The 15,323-nt window shown below is 55.4% G+C and carries 12 protein-coding genes, 3 tRNA genes and 1 pseudogene; 6 read left to right on the forward strand and 10 right to left on the reverse strand.

Annotation, left to right across the window (positions count from 1 at the left end; all coding sequences use genetic code 11):
* Nucleotides 1-27 precede the first annotated feature (27 nt).
* On the reverse strand, nt 28-381 hold the full coding sequence (locus ACTG27_RS00625) for a DsrE/DsrF/TusD sulfur relay family protein (protein WP_005334901.1): 354 nt from the start codon (nt 379-381) through the stop codon (nt 28-30).
* Between the two features lie 158 nt (nt 382-539).
* Between ACTG27_RS00625 and ACTG27_RS00630 the strand changes: the two genes are divergently transcribed.
* Nucleotides 540-932, forward strand: coding sequence for a DUF1090 domain-containing protein (locus ACTG27_RS00630; protein WP_005334898.1), 393 nt, complete (start codon nt 540-542; stop codon nt 930-932).
* Nucleotides 933-1,007: 75 nt separating this feature from the next.
* On the opposite strand, the gene ACTG27_RS00635 is transcribed toward ACTG27_RS00630, so the two are convergent.
* The 3 genes from ACTG27_RS00635 to ACTG27_RS00645 all read right to left on the reverse strand — a co-directional run bounded on the left by ACTG27_RS00635 (nt 1,008) and on the right by ACTG27_RS00645 (nt 3,613).
* The gene (locus ACTG27_RS00635; protein WP_005334896.1) at nt 1,008-1,256 is read right to left on the reverse strand and encodes a YfhL family 4Fe-4S dicluster ferredoxin; all 249 of its coding nucleotides are present in this window, start codon (nt 1,254-1,256) and stop codon (nt 1,008-1,010) included.
* Nucleotide 1,257: 1 nt separating this feature from the next.
* The gene (trhP, locus tag ACTG27_RS00640) at nt 1,258-2,619 is read right to left on the reverse strand and encodes a prephenate-dependent tRNA uridine(34) hydroxylase TrhP (protein ID WP_005353849.1); all 1,362 of its coding nucleotides are present in this window, start codon (nt 2,617-2,619) and stop codon (nt 1,258-1,260) included.
* A 256-nt stretch (nt 2,620-2,875) separates the two neighbouring features.
* Complete coding sequence (locus ACTG27_RS00645; RefSeq protein ID WP_439978904.1) at nt 2,876-3,613, reverse strand: EAL domain-containing protein; 738 nt, start codon at nt 3,611-3,613, stop codon at nt 2,876-2,878.
* A 275-nt stretch (nt 3,614-3,888) separates the two neighbouring features.
* Between ACTG27_RS00645 and ACTG27_RS00650 the strand changes: the two genes are divergently transcribed.
* From ACTG27_RS00650 to ACTG27_RS00665, 4 genes are all read left to right on the forward strand, one after another.
* A complete protein-coding gene (locus ACTG27_RS00650; protein ID WP_439978905.1) occupies nt 3,889-4,593 on the forward strand; it encodes a hypothetical protein in 705 nt (234 codons plus the stop codon).
* 46 nt (nt 4,594-4,639) lie between these two features.
* A complete protein-coding gene (locus ACTG27_RS00655; protein WP_439978906.1) occupies nt 4,640-5,137 on the forward strand; it encodes a CS1 type fimbrial major subunit in 498 nt (165 codons plus the stop codon).
* 64 nt (nt 5,138-5,201) lie between these two features.
* Nucleotides 5,202-7,610, forward strand: coding sequence for a TcfC E-set like domain-containing protein (locus ACTG27_RS00660; RefSeq protein WP_439978907.1), 2,409 nt, complete (start codon nt 5,202-5,204; stop codon nt 7,608-7,610).
* A complete protein-coding gene (locus ACTG27_RS00665) occupies nt 7,580-8,797 on the forward strand; it encodes a hypothetical protein (protein ID WP_439978908.1) in 1,218 nt (405 codons plus the stop codon). Before ACTG27_RS00660 ends, ACTG27_RS00665 begins: the two co-directional genes overlap by 31 nt.
* Here the strand turns inward: ACTG27_RS00665 and ACTG27_RS00670 are convergent.
* A complete protein-coding gene (locus tag ACTG27_RS00670; RefSeq protein ID WP_439978909.1) occupies nt 8,794-9,432 on the reverse strand; it encodes a response regulator in 639 nt (212 codons plus the stop codon). The genes ACTG27_RS00665 and ACTG27_RS00670 overlap by 4 nt on opposite strands.
* A 317-nt stretch (nt 9,433-9,749) precedes the next feature.
* Between ACTG27_RS00670 and ACTG27_RS00675 the strand changes: the two are divergent.
* Nucleotides 9,750-12,994 (forward strand): annotated as a pseudogene (locus ACTG27_RS00675) (ATP-binding protein).
* On the opposite strand, the gene ACTG27_RS00680 reads toward ACTG27_RS00675, so the two are convergent.
* From ACTG27_RS00680 to astB, 5 genes are all read right to left on the reverse strand, one after another.
* Nucleotides 12,968-13,258, reverse strand: coding sequence for a hypothetical protein (locus tag ACTG27_RS00680; RefSeq protein WP_005353834.1), 291 nt, complete (start codon nt 13,256-13,258; stop codon nt 12,968-12,970). The pseudogene ACTG27_RS00675 and the gene ACTG27_RS00680 sit on opposite strands and share 27 nt — an antisense overlap.
* Nucleotides 13,259-13,400: 142 nt before the next feature.
* Nucleotides 13,401-13,485: transfer RNA gene (locus tag ACTG27_RS00685), tRNA-Tyr, on the reverse strand.
* A 44-nt stretch (nt 13,486-13,529) separates the two neighbouring features.
* Nucleotides 13,530-13,614 (reverse strand) — tRNA-Tyr (locus ACTG27_RS00690).
* Between the two features lie 39 nt (nt 13,615-13,653).
* Nucleotides 13,654-13,738, reverse strand: a tRNA-Tyr gene (locus ACTG27_RS00695).
* A gap of 241 nt (nt 13,739-13,979) precedes the next feature.
* Entirely contained in the window at nt 13,980-15,317 is a 1,338-nt protein-coding gene (gene astB, locus ACTG27_RS00700; protein ID WP_439978910.1) for an N-succinylarginine dihydrolase, read from the reverse strand.
* Between the last annotated feature and the right edge of the window lie 6 nt (nt 15,318-15,323).

Consider the following 15,323-nt stretch of genomic DNA (forward strand, 5'->3'; position numbering starts at 1 on the left):
AAGGGGCAAGAGATCCGGAGGGGGTGATCAGAAGGTCAGCACCTTGTCGGCAGCCAGGGTCCATTGGGCCAGCATCGGCAGGGTGCCGACCTCAATGCCCTCGATCAGCGGCAGGGCGGTAATGCCACGGGCATCGGTGCAGGTCTTGCACAGGCGAATGGTGACGCCTTGCGCCAGCAGGATCTCCAGCATCTGGCGCAGGTTGTATCCCTCGGCCGGTGCCTGACCGGCCAGCGCTGCACTCACCGCATCTGACATCAGGAACAGCTTCAGGCTGGCACCACCCTGTTCGTTGAGGGCGATAGCGAGGCGCAGGGCGTTGAACAGGGATTCGCTGCCATAGGGGGCACCGTTGGCAATAACCACAATTTGTTGATTCATAACAGACTCCCGATTGGAAAGAGCGCCATTGTAGAACCAACGGGGTGGCAATTGCGTGATGTTGCACAACTTCTGTCGCACCTTTTTCCCGCTTGCTTGACCCTGCTGCCGATCGAGGTTTTTATGGTCAGCTCGCAAACAAGACCGGATGAATCGAGATGTGGAAAGTATTGGGAGCCGGCTTGCTGCTGTTGGCGGGTCAGGCCTTTGGCAGTGAGGCGGTCGGTTGCAAGGCTCGTCTGCAGGCCGTCAACGACCAGCTGGTGTTTGCCAAAGCACACAATAACGCCGGGCAGATTGCCGGGCTGGAACAGGCCGCGCGCAATATCAAGGCCAACTGTACCGATGAAGGTCTGCTCAAGGAGCAGAAAGAGCGGGTTAACAAACTGCGTGGCGAGGTGGATGAGCGTCTGCTTGAGTTGCAGGAGGCGAGAGTCAGTGGCAAACCGGAGAAGATTGCCAAGCGGCAAGCCAGGCTGGAGGAGTCCCAGACCCGGATGCTGGAGGCCCAGCGGGAGCTGGACAAACTGATCCGGCTGGTCGGCAAGTGATGGCCAGCCGCTGCACGCAGGATCAAAAAAGGCCGATTGCTCGGCCTTTTTTTCGTTTTACGGTCTGTGCATCAGCTACTGCCTGTGCATCCGCACAAACTTCTCCATCAGCTGATCTTCGGTTTCCACATGGGCGGGATCCCAGATGATGCAGTCGATAGGGCAGACACTGATGCAGGTCGGCTTCTCATAGTGACCGACGCACTCGGTGCAGCGACTGGGGTCGATCTCGTAGATCTCCTCACCCAGGCTGATGGCCTGGTTGGGGCACTCGGGATCGCACATGTCACAGTTGATGCACTTGTCGGTGATGAGCAGTGCCATCTCAGGCCGCCGTGTGAGGGTTGCGGGTATCCTGGCTGTCGCCCAGATTGCGCAGCAAAATGCCGTAGTTCACATCCAGATCTTTCGGGACCGGCACATAGACCACGTGACCGTTGCCCGGCGCGGTGTCGATAAGCTCCCCTTTGCGGTTCTCCATCTGCTCCAGATTGAAACGGACGTTGCCCTGCGGGGTCATCAGCTCCAGATTGTTGCCTACCAGGAACTTGTTCTTCACCTCGACCTCGACCATGTCACCTTTGCGACCGGTGATCTCGCCGACAAACTGCTGGGTGTCGGAGACGGAGTAGCCGTAGTCGTAGTTCTGGTATTCGCTGTGGTTGTGACGGCGCAGGAAGCCCTCGGTATAGCCGCGGTGGGCTAGATTTTCGAGGGTGCCCATCAGGCTGCGGTCGAACGGACGACCCGCTACCGCATCGTCGATGGCCTTGCGGTAAACCTGCGCGGTACGGGCGCAGTAGTAGAAGGATTTGGTGCGCCCTTCGATTTTCAGGGAGTGAACGCCCATCTTGGTCAGTCGCTCGACGTGCTCGACGGCGCGCAAGTCCTTGGAGTTCATGATGTAGGTGCCGTGTTCGTCCTCGAACGCGCTCATGTACTCGCCCGGGCGATTGGACTCTTCCAGCAGCACCAGGGCATCAGTCGGCTTGCCAAGGCCTAGCGTGTTGTCCGGACGCACTTTGATCGGCTCCTGACGGTGGACGATCTGGCCCACGTCATCTTCTTTACCCTCGTGCACCTTGTACTCCCAGCGGCAGGAGTTGGTGCAGGTGCCTTGGTTGGGGTCACGCTTGTTGATATAGCCGGAGAGCAGGCAGCGGCCGGAGTAGGCCATGCACAGCGCGCCGTGAACGAACACTTCCAGCTCCATCTCCGGCACCTGCATGCGGATCTCCTCAATCTCGTCCAGCGACAGCTCGCGGGAGAGGATGGCGCGGGTCAGGCCCATTTGATGCCAGAACTTCACCGTGGCCCAGTTGACCGCGTTGGCCTGCACCGAGAGGTGAATGGGCATATCCGGGAAGGCTTCACGCATCATCATGATAAGACCGGGGTCGGACATGATCAGCGCATCCGGCTTCATCTCCACCACTGGGCGCATATCGCGGATAAAGGTCTTGAGCTTGGAGTTGTGGGGCTGGATGTTGGCCACCACATAGAACTGCTTGCCCAGCGCATGGGCTTCGTTGATGCCCAGCTGCAGGTTTTCGTGATCGAATTCGTTGTTGCGCACCCGCAGGCTGTAGCGGGGCTGACCGGCATAGACGGCATCGGCGCCATAGGCGTAGGCGTAACGCATGTTCTTGAGGGAACCTGCGGGGGAGAGCAATTCTGGTTTAAACATGGTGGACTCTTTATATCTGATTGCAAATCAGGACGATGCCACCTGATGGCATCGTAGTGGTTGAGCTGCGGTGCAAGATGCCCTCCGAGAGGAGGCTCAATGCAGCGCGACCCGATGACGGCATATCCGGAGTTATCTAAAGAAGAAGCGCCGGATATTCGGGGTGCGAGATTGTACTCGCCCCCACGTCATCATGCAATTTGGCAGGAAATTGTTGGCTGCGCGAGCCGACAGGATGCCGAAATGAAACAGCCGCTCAGGCCCAACGGGAGAGGGGGGAGGGCATGGCGTAGACGTAACCCTGTTGATAGTCACAGCCGAGCTGGTCGGCAATCTCGATATGGGTCTGGTTTTCCACCCCTTCGCACACCACCTTCATGCCGAGCCGCTGCAGGTATTCCACCAGACCGGTCAGCATGCGTAGGGCGTGGGGCGTCTTGCTGGCTTGCAGCAGCAGGGATCGATCCAGTTTGATGATCTCATAGGGCAGCGCCAGCATGCGCTGGAAGTTGCACTCCATGGTGCCAAAGTCATCGCAGGCAATATGAGCGCCGTGGCTACGCAGCACTTCGATCAGGGCCAACTCCTTGCGCTCTAGCGGGGCGTACTCCACCACCTCGAACCAGATTGCGATATCCAGCTTGCGGGCCTGCAAGAGGGTGAGTAACAGCAGGTTCTTATATGTAGGGCTCTCAAAAGCGGGGTTGAGGTTTATCGAGAGGGAGCAAGGAGCATGGCGTGCCAGCACGGGCAGATCACGCCAAATGGCTCTGAGCATAACGATATCCACATGCAGGGACTCTTCACTGCTGAGAGAGGGAAAGTCTATTCCCTGATAACGCTGCTGGCGGGGTTCCCAGCGTCTGGCCAGCGCCTCAAAGCCGATGATCTGGCGATCCCGGTCAACGATTGGCTGATAAAAGGGCACGGCAATGTCCGCTGTCGTCAGGGATGCCACGTCACCGACCGGAAACTCTTCTTTAAACGCAAACATGTCACTTCCCTGCTGACTGAGATGATTTCGGATAATAGGGGAGGATGTTGAAAGCTGGCTGTAGGAATTGTCTGATTGTTTGCAGAAAAAATACTTTGGCAGTATCAGATTATTCCGATTAAGTCCGCTGTGTGGATTATCTAGACTGGCCTCAATGACGAATCGCCGAGCCAAATATTATCATCTGGCGACTTATATATGGATGTCATATATTTTTTGCGGAGCCTGCAATGAAGGCACTACTCTCTATCGTTTTTACAGTGTGATTATTATTCATGAATAAGATTTTTACTGTGTTGCTGCTTATATTCAGTAGCAATGCCTTGGCGTCGCCTGATATTAGCGTTGGTACCTTATATGATTATATGTCGGCAGATAAAACTACGCTGCTCAAGCGGGTTAGAAATCTTGGTGATGAGACGGCATTTGTCAAAATAACCTTGGCCGAAATTATATATGGTGCCGACGGCGTGCCGAAGGAGCGGGAGTTACCGGAGGAGGGCGTTCGCCAGCTGGTGACCAGCCCATCAAGGTTGATTATTCCCGCAAGCAGCATACAGGCCACCCGTTTTATCTATATGGGAGAGCGGGAGCAGGAACGTTATTTTCGGGTGCGTTTTGTACCGGTCAAACCACAGGATGATGAAATAACCGAATTGCCACCACAACAGCAAATAAGCGCCGGTGTCAGCATCATGACCGGTTTTGGCACCATCCTCTTTGTGGCACCCAAAGAGACCCGTTATGACACCCGGATTGACCGTGAAACCGGTGTTCTCTATGTGGAGAACCGGGGTAATGCCACCGTTATTCTCGATTATCTGGAACTGTGTGACACAAAAGAGAGGTCATGCAGTCAACCGGAGAAGATGCACCTGCTGCCTGGCGTTAAGAAGCGGGTCAGTAAAGAGGCAACCCGGACGGTTCGTTTTGAACTGATCGAAGGGAAAAAATCGGTATTCAAGGAGTTCAAGCTCTGAATCCCGATATATCACAAGAACGACAATCACACCTGAAGGAGTGGCTATGAAGATGTTATCGCTTTTTCCCGCCCTGCTGCTGGCGAGCGGATCGCTGATAGCGGCCGAGCGCATCGAGCATACGGTGACGGTGACGGCGCAGATCCCGACCGAGAACTTTTACGTGCAACCCGTGGGGGACTGGATGAATACCCCGCAAAAACTGGCCTTTAACTCTTTTAACAACAAGCTGGAGCCATTAGCCAAACAGCTGGATATGAAGAGCACCATTGGTCCCATCAAGGGCTATCTGCTCTATCCCTCCACCATTATCAGCGGTAAGGAGAGTATCGGCGTGACGGTCAAGGTGGCGGGGGTTGAGCTGACCACCTCATCGAAAGACCTGCTGAATCAGGCGGATTCCAATACCGGTAAAAAGGTCGGGTTTGAGATCATTCCGGCAGCGGCGCCAGCCGGTGGCTATAAGCCCGGCAACTATCAGGGAATTGTCAGCATGATGTTTGAATCGGAGGCGCCGTCGGCACCGCCTGCTCAAGGCAGCTGACATGAGTATGTGGGGGTCATCAGGCCCCCTTTAATTGATATTCCAAGCATTCAGGTTGTTCTTCATGGTTCGTTCTCTTCTTCTCTTGCTCGGGTCGTTGCTCTCTGCCTCACTGGCGGCGGCAGACCCGGCACTGTTGCTGCAACAGGCGCGGCAGTTGCCAGAAGGGTTTGAAGCGCACTTTTTTGGCGTTCCCCTGATGGTGCGGGTGACCGTCGACGATCGCCTGCTGGGTGATGGGGAAGTGCTGCTCGGGCGGGATAACTCGGTGCAACTGCTCTCACTTGTGGACGTGCAGGATAGCGAGTTTGACGAGGGGGCGCGTGAACGCTGGTTGAGCAAGCTGGGAAGCCATCTGCCGCTTGGCGAGTGTGGTCGTGCCTGCCCTGAAGGCATCGTGGGGTTGCAATACAGCCTGGAGGAGTCCCAGCTCTCGGTGCTGACCGGTCAGGTGGAGCAGGAGGCGCGGGATCAGCGCTTTATGACATTGCCTCAAGAGAGCAAGGGGTTGCTGGTCCAGAACCAGCTGAACCTGGTACAGGGCAGCCAGCGCAATGGACACTACAACCTGCAACTGGAGGGCAACTGGGGGCAGTGGACCCCCTTTATGGAGGGGGATGCCACCTGGCAGGAGGGGCAATCTAGTGAAGTGGGCCTGGCTCAGCTTTATGGCGAGCGGCTCCATGAGGCCAATTTTTATCGCCTTGGTTTCTTCTTTCCCTCGGCGCAGGGGTTGGTACGTCAGCCGAACTATTACAGTGGCGCGACCCCCACCGTGCTCGGGATGATGTGGGGCAGTTCGGATCTGCTGCGCCGGGAGCGCGGGGTACCCAGTCTGGCGCCGATCCAGGTGGCTCCAGCCCGGCCGGGCATGGTGGAGATCTATCGTGACGGCAACCTGATCCAGTCCCAGCCGGTCGTATCGGGTCTGCAGGCACTTGATACCCGCTCGCTGCCCGGCGGCATTTACGAGGTGGAACTGCGGTTGCTGGAGGATGGTCAGGAGACCCGCCGTTGGCGCGAGATGATCTACAAACCCTCCAACTGGCAGACGCCGGAGGAGCCGTGGCGCTTCAACCTGTTTGTCGGACGCCAGACCCGCTGGCTGGTGCGGCAAGGAGATAGTGATCTGGAAGGGGCCAGTGGTGGTATTGCGGTTAACCATCTGCTGCTCCCCTCGCTGGTAGCGGGGGCGGGTAGCCAGTATGTGGACAAACGAGCCCAGCACTCTCTCTCGCTTGATTGGGAGGCGACCAGTCAGCTTCACGGCTTTGCCTCCCTCAACCAGAGCGTCGGCATGGGGTGGGGTTACGATCTGCAGGGGATCTACTGGCATGGCAACAGCAGTCTAGTGGCCAGTCATTCGCGAAATCTGCGCAAGCAAGGGGACGCAAGCTCGGTATCCAGCCTGTCACTGCAGCAGTCGCTGGAAAAGTGGGGCTCCCTCGGTCTCTATGTTTCTCACCAGTCTGGTCGTGGTAACGGCGCTGATGTGGGGTGGCACTATAGCGATCGGCTGTGGGGGCGTTGGGTGACCTGGGGCGTGACCCTGTTCGATCGTCCCGGTAGCGAGAGCACGGCGCAGCAGCGGGATCGCGGCAGCACCCTCAGTCTGACCGTCAACCTGGGCGGACAGGATCGCCAGTTGTCACTGGGGCTGGGCAGCAATACTTCCCGCTCGGGCGGTGCCCAGCGTAGCGCCTATCTCAACTACCAGCAGGAGGTGGATTGGGGGCCACTGCGTCAGGTCAGCGTGGGCAGCACTCATGACAGTTATGGTACCGGTCTGTCAGGCTATGGCCGTTTTGCATCGCCCTGGCTGGGGGGGGATTTGTTTGCCCAGCACTCCTCCTATAACGCAGAGGTGACTGGTGGCGTCAACCTGGAGAGCGTAGTGGCACTGGGGCGGGAAGGGGAGCTGGCGATCGGCTCCCGCGATATGGGCGGCATGGGCAATGAGGCGGCGATGATCCTCGATATCGACGCCGATGACGAGGCAGCGCAGATCCGGGTCAGCGACGACCAAGGGGGCTTGCAAACCCTGGGTCCCGGACGCCATCTGGTCTCTGTGCCTGCCTTGCAGAGTGGCGCCTTGCAACTGGAGATGGCCGATCACGAAGGGACACCACTCACCATCAAACCCAGTGTGCTTCCCTATCACCTTAATCGTGGTGGGGTTGGCTATGGGCAAGTGAATGCGGTGAGCACAGTCACAGTGATAGGTCGTTTGCTGGACGAGCAAAATCAGCCACTGCGTGGTGCTATGGTCAGCAACCCTATTGGGCGGGCATTTACCGAAAATGATGGTTTTTTTGCGCTGGAGGCGAGCAGACGACAGCCGGGATTTAGCGTGGAACATAATGGTTCCCTTCATTGCAACAGTTCGGCTATAGAACAAAGTCGCATGGATGAGTCGGATATTATTATGTTGGGAGAGTTAAGATGTTCATCCAGTATTACCGTAAAAAAATAATATCTATACTTTTTTTTATTATTGTAGTCATGATTAGTGACTCAGTATATGCAGAAACATTTAATATTACAGCTGAGTACATTCCAAGCAGCTATGGTCCTCAAGGTAGTTATTTCATAAATAAAACTCCATGTCGTATGGAACAGCCATATGGATTTGACTTTTGTGATCCAGAGAAACCACTAGAAAGTGCCACTATTATTCAGTTTTCAGTAGACGTGTTTCGTTCTGTTAGCTCTAAAAAAAGCAAGTCAAACTATCTTAGTTATTATCAAACCTCTGGCCCCAAAAAAATAATCGTTACTAATGATAAAGATGGAACGGTTTATGAATTGAAAATGATTCCTACTCATATTGGTGTTGAAACAGAAAAAATGGATCTTTCAGGTGATCATCCTAGACCAATGAGTAGAATAAATGGCGACTGTATCTTTTTGACAGAAAGAGCATGGGGAACACCAGCATTTTCTGAATTACTTCTACATTCTATTAAATCTAGTGCACAAGGACGTGCTGCTGAGTGTTATTTTAATAGCCCGGCAGATGACAATGGTTATTATTGGATTGATAGGATTATTTATGGTTTCCGTCTTGAGTCGCCAGACCCTCTTAAAATGTCAAATGGAAATTATTCCGGTAAATTTAGTTTTTCTATAGGTAGGAATCAGGATATTGATCTTGGTGATGGAGCTTATAACGGGCAATTAGCACATGAAGTTAATATTAAGCTGGCTGTCCGTCACCAACTTAGAGTGGACTTTCCAAAAGGAGAGGGGGAAGGGAGAAGCAAAGTAACTCTGTTGCCGCCAGGGGGATGGAACGATAGGATACATAATGGGAAGGGGATACCAAATAAATTACAACAAGAGTTACCATTTCGGCTTTGGAGTAGTGCACCATTTACAGTAACACTGCGTTGCCAGTATATATCTGGTACAGAATGTGCGTTAAAAAATGCCAAAGGGCATCAAGCAAAATTAAATACATATTATATTAACGTGGAAAATGAAATGTTCCATCTTAGTACTACACCATACAAATTTTCATCCCTGCGAGGGCCTACTATCAATGGGGCAAGAAAGATTAAATTCTGGGTCGCTGGAGACGTGGTCACGGAAATGATGAAGTACCCGGGCTCCACCTATAAAGGAGATATCACCCTGATATTTGATGCTGCTATTGACTAGCAGAGGCCGCTGCTTTTGGCATAGTCAAAGAGCGCACTATCGCTTTGCAGGCCGAGCCGCAGCATGGCGCTTTTTTTCTGGGTGCTGATGGTCTTGATGCTGCGGTGCAGGTACTCGGCCACATGGGTGACGGACATGCCGCTGGCCAAGAGTCGCACAACTTCGCTCTCCTTGGGGGTGAGCTGAATCAGGCTTGTGTGGTGACCAAGCCCGGCTTCGGCCAGCAGGTTTTTCGCCGAACTGCCGATATAGCTGTGCCCGGATAATATCTGGCGAATGGCATCGGATAATTCGCTGATCACCGCTTTTTTGAGCAGGATACCGCTCACCCCCAATTGGATGAGTGACTGCAAGATACCGGCATTGTGGATCTGGGTTAGTACAATAATGGGCAGGTTTGGATAATCCCGGCGTAACTGCTGGATCATTACTATGCCATCGCTACGGGTATCGCCCGGCATGCTGAAATCGGTGATCAACAGATCACAACGATGTTGTTGCAATAATTTCAGCAAGTCAGATACCTGATATGCCTCGGCGACCACTTCACAATGGGGTGTTATCTGTTCAATCAGGCTACGGATCCCGGTCAAAATCAAGGGGTGGTCATCGGCAAGAATAATCTTGAAGGACATGGATGAGCCTCTTATAAAACAGTGAATAATATTCAGACTATCAAAGCTAACATTTCTATACTACCGTGCGCACCCCATTTTTTCAGGTGCATATATCTTTTGATAAATATATTTGAATCGTTATGCCTATATATTATTTGCTTATGTCATTAATCAAACGATTCATAATTATTGTCTCTGTTTTTTTCTTGACGCCAGCCATATCTCTAGCAGAGGTGCCTTCTGTCCCAACGATTGAAGTGGGCATTTTGGCTGGAGGGTGGGGCCCTTTTCAGCAGTGGGACGGCAAGGTCGCCGCCGGCTTCAGTGTTGAATTGATGGAACAATTGGCCAAAAAGCTGGACTACCGGATTGCCTGGCAGGTCTACCCCGACTGGGAAGCCATGTATGCCGACGCCTGCCATGGCAAGCTGGATATCCTGCTCGATGCATTTAATTCTGAGGTGCGCCAGTGTGTCACCTATAGCCTGCCTTACTACACCTCGCCGACCGTGGTGGTGGTGCGCCAGGACAGCGCCCTGTTTCGGGATGTGAGCCAGTTGCAGTCCGCCAGCATTGCCATCGAAAAAGGCTTTCTGACCGAGAAGCTGGTCAAGCTGCATTATCCCAATGTCACACCCCGGCTCTTTGTCGATACGAGCAGCGCACTACAGGCGGTTGAACAAGGGCGGGCAGATGCCTATATCGGCAACCTACACGTAGCCAATCTGTTTATCGAGCGTCACCCGGCGTTGGCGGTGGTTGCCCAGTCTCCCTTGTTGATGGAAACCCTGCATCTTGGCGTCGCCAGCCAGAAACACTCTCTTGCTATCCGGCTTGATACGGCGATTCAGTCGCTGACGGTCGAGGCGCGCAGTGAACTGGAGAAACGCTGGCTGGGGGAGAGCCTGGAGCCCAATTTCATGGGGCACAGCAATTTCTTGCTGCGTCCTGATGAGCGAGCCTGGCTCTCGATGCTGCCGCCGTTAAAGTTGGGATTGATCCCCGGCTGGGTGCCCTTCTCTTATCACGATGAGGGTGGCAATCCGGTCGGCTTGATGGCGGATTATCTGGACGTGCTGCAAGAGAAGTTGGGGCTGGCATACAGCCGTGTGCCAGTGCAGAGCTGGCCCGATCTGCAGCAGTTGCTGCTGCATCACGATGTGGATCTGGCGGTATTACCCACCCGCATCATTGAGCGGTTGGTGGGTTGGCATGCCAGCGAGCCCTTTGCATCATTCCCGATGGTGCTGGTGACGGCGCGCGGTAGTATTCCGATCGGGGATCTCTCTGATCTGGCCGGTAAAAAGCTGTTGCTGACCGACAGTATGCTGATCCCCCAGCTGAGGACAATGGTGCCTGATCTTAAACTGATCACGACAAGAGCGCCAGCGAGGGGCTCACCCGTGTCGCCGCAGGGGAGGGGGATGCCTATATCGGCAATCTGGTGGTGGTTTCCCGTCTTGTCACCGAGCAGTTTGATGACCGACTTCATATTGCCGCGCCCACCCCCTTCAAGGATGAGTTGGCCGTTGCGGTACGTGAGCCTTACGTCCCCTTGCTACCCTTGGTCAACCGGGTGCTTGCCAGCATGAGCGACAAGGAGAAGCGCCAGATACGCAACAGCTGGCTGGCGCTGAACTATAGCGAGGGGATCCCCCGAGCAAAACTGTTGCGCACTTTGCTGCCCGCCGGGGTGGCGATCACGCTCTTTATTCTGGTGCTGTCGGTGGCTTACTGGCGGCTGCGTCAGGAGATAGTCCGTCGTCATCAGGTTGAGGCCGCACTGGCCAGTGCCAAGGCCAGGGCGGAGTCAGCCGCCACCCAGAAAGGGGAGTTTCTGGCCACCATGAGCCACGAAATTCGCACTCCCATGAATGGCATCGTCGGTATGGCGGAGCAGCTCACCTTTACCGAGCTGACCCAGGATCAGCGCCAGATGGTGGAGGTCATCAACCGTGGTGCCCAAGGGCTGCATGCGCTGATCGACAACGTGCTCGACTTCGCCAAGCTGGAGGCGGGCAAGATGCAGCTCGAACAAGCTCCGTTTCTTATTCAGGAGCTGCTCGACAGTGTGCTGACCATGACGGTAAGCGAGGTGCACCGCAAGGGGTTGCGCGTCTATCTGTGGGCGGATGCCGGTGTGGCGGCCCGGGTGAGCGGTGATGCTCTGCGTCTGCGCCAGATCCTCTTCAACTTTGTCAGCAATGCCATCAAGTTCACCGAGCGGGGCTTTATCGAGATCTCGGTGCAACTGCTGGCGCAAGGGGAGGGGCAGCAACAACTGCGGTTTGGCGTGCGCGACAGCGGTATTGGCATGAGCCCCGAGGCGCTTGGCCGGATCTTCAATGCCTTTGAGCAGGCGGAGAGCTCTACTACCCGCAGTTATGGTGGTACTGGCCTGGGGCTGAGTATCTGCCAGACCCTGGCCCCCTTGATGGGGGGCGAGATCCGGCTGGAGAGTGCCCCAGGACTTGGCACTTTCATCAGCCTGACGGTTACGTTGCCAGTGCTGGCACAGCGAGAGCCGGATCTCCGTCTCAATGGCGTGCAAGCCCATATCGATCTCCATGACGATAAGCTGTGCCACACCCTGCTGTTGCATCTTGACGCCTTGGGGGTAACACGAACGTCTGAGTCTGGTGATGCTCAGCTGCGTTTCACAGACCATGAGCTGGCGGGCAACGGGGTCATCCGGGTGCTGCCGCTGGCAACCCCCCTCGGCTATCGTTGTGATGAGGAGGGTTACATCCTCAACAGCAATCCCATGACTTGGCATGCGGTGCGGGAAGTTTGCTATCGCCAGCTTGGCTTGAGCTATGGGACGGCAACGAAAGCGATGCGAAAGAGCGTACCCATGCAGCCCTGTCGGGTATTGTTGGTGGAGGATAATCCCCTCAACCAGTCGCTGGTAATACGCCAGCTCAGGCAACTTGGGATGAACTGCGATGTGGCAGAGCATGGCCAGCAGGCTCTCGAGATGGTCGCGCAGCATCCCTATGAGCTGGTGCTCTGTGACTGTCAGATGCCGGTGATGGATGGTTATGAGTTCACGCGCAGGATACGGGCTGCAGAGAAAGGCGAGCGGCAGCTGATCATCGCCATGACGGCCAATGTGTTACCAGAACAGGCTGAACGCTGTTTTGCCGCGGGCATGGACGATCTGTTGGGCAAACCGGTGCTGCTGGATACTCTGCGCCAGATGTTGCAGAAGTGGCAAATCTTACCCGCGCCAACCTTGATTGATATTGCAGCCATGGAGGCATTTTTTGGTCATGGTGACAAGTTGCAGCAGATGTTTCCGCTTTTTCGCCAGGAGCTTGAACAGTCGATGGTGCAGGAGCCACTTGATGACAATGCATTGGCCAATTGGGTGCATCGTCAGGCGGGGACCATCAGCATGATGATGGTGCCGGAATTGGCGGAACAGGCATGGCGATTGGAAGAAAAAATCCGTCAGTTTGGATCGCCAGCTTGTACCGATGAGCTGACACGCTTTCGTGCCCAATTACAGCAAATCATCGATGAACTGACGTTATTGAGCGAGAAAGGGCACTCAGTTATCGAGGGAGAGCTGGAGTAAGGGGAACTGTTCACTCATAAAATTGCGGGGGCTGTGGCCATTGCCTGCGCTGGCCAGCCATTCCCAATCCAGTTTTGGCGAGCCCGCTTTGAAGCGTTGATAGGCAACGCCCTGATGAATGGTCAGAAAGAGGGTCGTGGGGAGTCCCAGCTTGTTGCTGTAGCGCACCATCAGATCACCCTGATAGTCGTTGCTGATTCTGACTTTGAGCGCCTGCAATGTCAGACCGGTGGCGTGACCATGCTCGTCCCAGACTTCAAACATGATGTGAACACTCTGATGTCGATGATGCCACGATGAGCAAGATGGGATGCAATTGCAACTGTCAGATCTGACAATGCCGAAAAAGTGTGAGGGGGATAGCAGAAAGCGAAAACCCGGCGCGAGGCCGGGTTTTCTTGAATGATGGTGGAGGGAGAAGGATTCGAACCTTCGAAGGCAGAGCCGTCAGATTTACAGTCTGATCCCTTTGGCCGCTCGGGAACCCCTCCACAGGGGCAAAGCAAATTGTATTCAGCCATTGCAATCAGGGAAATGGTGGAGGGAGAAGGATTCGAACCTTCGAAGGCAGAGCCGTCAGATTTACAGTCTGATCCCTTTGGCCGCTCGGGAACCCCTCCACGGGGTATTTCCTGATTGTCACTACTTTTGCACTTGAATGGTGGAGGGAGAAGGATTCGAACCTTCGAAGGCAGAGCCGTCAGATTTACAGTCTGATCCCTTTGGCCGCTCGGGAACCCCTCCCCAAGTGCGAGGCGCATACTATCAGATCCAGAGGCTTTGTGAACCCCTTGATGAGGCATCTGGCAGTAAAAAATGACTGTTCGTCGATTTTTTGATACATCCAGCTCGAAATTCAAGCTTATCAGCAAGTTGTGCGCTGCTTTTCTGCACAAAACAGCATCCGTGCAATTTGGCGATCGCGCTGAAGAGAAGGCAGATAGCAGAAGACCGCCAGCGTTGGCGGTCTTCCTGGGCATCACATTTAGCGCTGGAACGGGTAGACCGAACCCAGTTTCAGGATCTGGGTCAGCTCGTCCAGTGCGCTGCGGGACTCCTGCACCAGTGCCGGATCCCGCAGGTCATCGAGGGTCAGGCGGTCGCGATAGTGGCGATCTACCCAGCCATCAAGGCGGGCAAACTGGGTGTCGTTAATGAGGCAAGCCGGATTGACCGCAGCGAGTTCCTGATCGTTCATGGCAACCCGCAGTCGCAGGCAGGCCGGGCCGCCGCCATTGCGCATGCTCTGTTTCACATCCATATAGTGGACCGCCTTGATCGGAGTCTCCTGCGTCAGCAGCTTGCCAAGATAGGCCGACACCGCCGGATTATCGCGGCACTCGGTGGGGGCGATAATGGCCATCTCGCCGCTCGGCAGGGTGAGGATCTGGGTGTTGAACAGGTAGGATTTCACCGCATCCAGCACGGATACCTCGGCGGTTGGCACTTCGATAAAGTGCAAATTTCCCTCGCCAAACTTGCCGCGGATCTCGGTCAGTACCGCTTCGGTGTTGAGGAACGCTTGCTGGTGGAAGAAGAGCACGTTCTGGTTGCCCACCGCGATCACATCGTTATGGAATACCCCCTGATCGATCACCTCCGGGTTTTGCTGAATAAACACCACGCTCTCCTCGCCAAGGCCATGCAGGCGGGCGATGGCCTGGCTTGCCTCCAGGGTCTGGCGGGCCGGATAGCGCTTCGGCGCCGGGCGGGAGTAGTCAAAGGCGCTGCGGCCATAGACAAACAGCTCGACCCCCGCCTCGCCATAGGCGCGGCAGAGGCGGGTGTGGTTGGCCGCCCCCTCGTCGCCGAAGTGGTCATTTTCCGGTAGATGGAGGTGGTGGCTGAAGTGGCGATCGTTGTTGAACACGGCGCGCAGGATGTGACCTGTGACGTCAGGCTCCAGGGAGCGGTGAAACTTGTTGGTCAGGTTGGCGGGGGTGAAGTGAATGCGGCCATCCTGGGTATCGGCACTGGGGGAGACGGTGGCGGCATTGGCTGTCCACATGCTGGAGGCCGAATAGCAGGCAGCCAGTACGGCGGGAGCCTGTTTGGCGGCCTGCTCCAGCACCCGGGCATCGTTGCCGGTGAAGCCGAGGCGGCGCAGGGTGGCGAGATCGGGGCGCTCTTGTGGCGCCAGCACCCCCTGGGTCATGCCAAGCTCGGTCAGCGCCTTCATCTTGCGCAGCCCCTGCTTGGCGGCCTCTTTCGGATTGGAAGCCTCCTGGGCATTGCTCTGGGAGGCAACGTTGCCGTAGGAGAGGCCGGCATAGTTATGAGTCGGGCCGACCAGACCGTCGAAATTGACCTCGAAGTGCTTCATTGAGTA

It is taken from the genome of Aeromonas sp. 97A, from assembly GCF_051919185.1.
Classification (GTDB): domain Bacteria; phylum Pseudomonadota; class Gammaproteobacteria; order Enterobacterales; family Aeromonadaceae; genus Aeromonas; species Aeromonas veronii.

Excerpts from the sequence above, each read along its gene's own strand:
- ACTG27_RS00625 (WP_005334901.1), bottom strand. The coding sequence starts at position 381 with ATGAATCAACAAATTGTGGTTATTGCCAACGGTGCCCCCTATGGCAGC.
- ACTG27_RS00630 (WP_005334898.1), top strand. The coding sequence starts at position 540 with ATGTGGAAAGTATTGGGAGCCGGCTTGCTGCTGTTGGCGGGTCAGGCC.
- ACTG27_RS00635 (WP_005334896.1), bottom strand. The coding sequence starts at position 1,256 with ATGGCACTGCTCATCACCGACAAGTGCATCAACTGTGACATGTGCGAT.
- trhP (WP_005353849.1), bottom strand. The coding sequence starts at position 2,619 with ATGTTTAAACCAGAATTGCTCTCCCCCGCAGGTTCCCTCAAGAACATG.
- ACTG27_RS00645 (WP_439978904.1), bottom strand. The coding sequence starts at position 3,613 with ATGTTTGCGTTTAAAGAAGAGTTTCCGGTCGGTGACGTGGCATCCCTG.
- ACTG27_RS00650 (WP_439978905.1), top strand. The coding sequence starts at position 3,889 with ATGAATAAGATTTTTACTGTGTTGCTGCTTATATTCAGTAGCAATGCC.
- ACTG27_RS00655 (WP_439978906.1), top strand. The coding sequence starts at position 4,640 with ATGAAGATGTTATCGCTTTTTCCCGCCCTGCTGCTGGCGAGCGGATCG.
- ACTG27_RS00660 (WP_439978907.1), top strand. The coding sequence starts at position 5,202 with ATGGTTCGTTCTCTTCTTCTCTTGCTCGGGTCGTTGCTCTCTGCCTCA.
- ACTG27_RS00665 (WP_439978908.1), top strand. The coding sequence starts at position 7,580 with ATGTTCATCCAGTATTACCGTAAAAAAATAATATCTATACTTTTTTTT.
- ACTG27_RS00670 (WP_439978909.1), bottom strand. The coding sequence starts at position 9,432 with ATGTCCTTCAAGATTATTCTTGCCGATGACCACCCCTTGATTTTGACC.
- ACTG27_RS00680 (WP_005353834.1), bottom strand. The coding sequence starts at position 13,258 with ATGTTTGAAGTCTGGGACGAGCATGGTCACGCCACCGGTCTGACATTG.
- astB (WP_439978910.1), bottom strand. The coding sequence starts at position 15,317 with ATGAAGCACTTCGAGGTCAATTTCGACGGTCTGGTCGGCCCGACTCAT.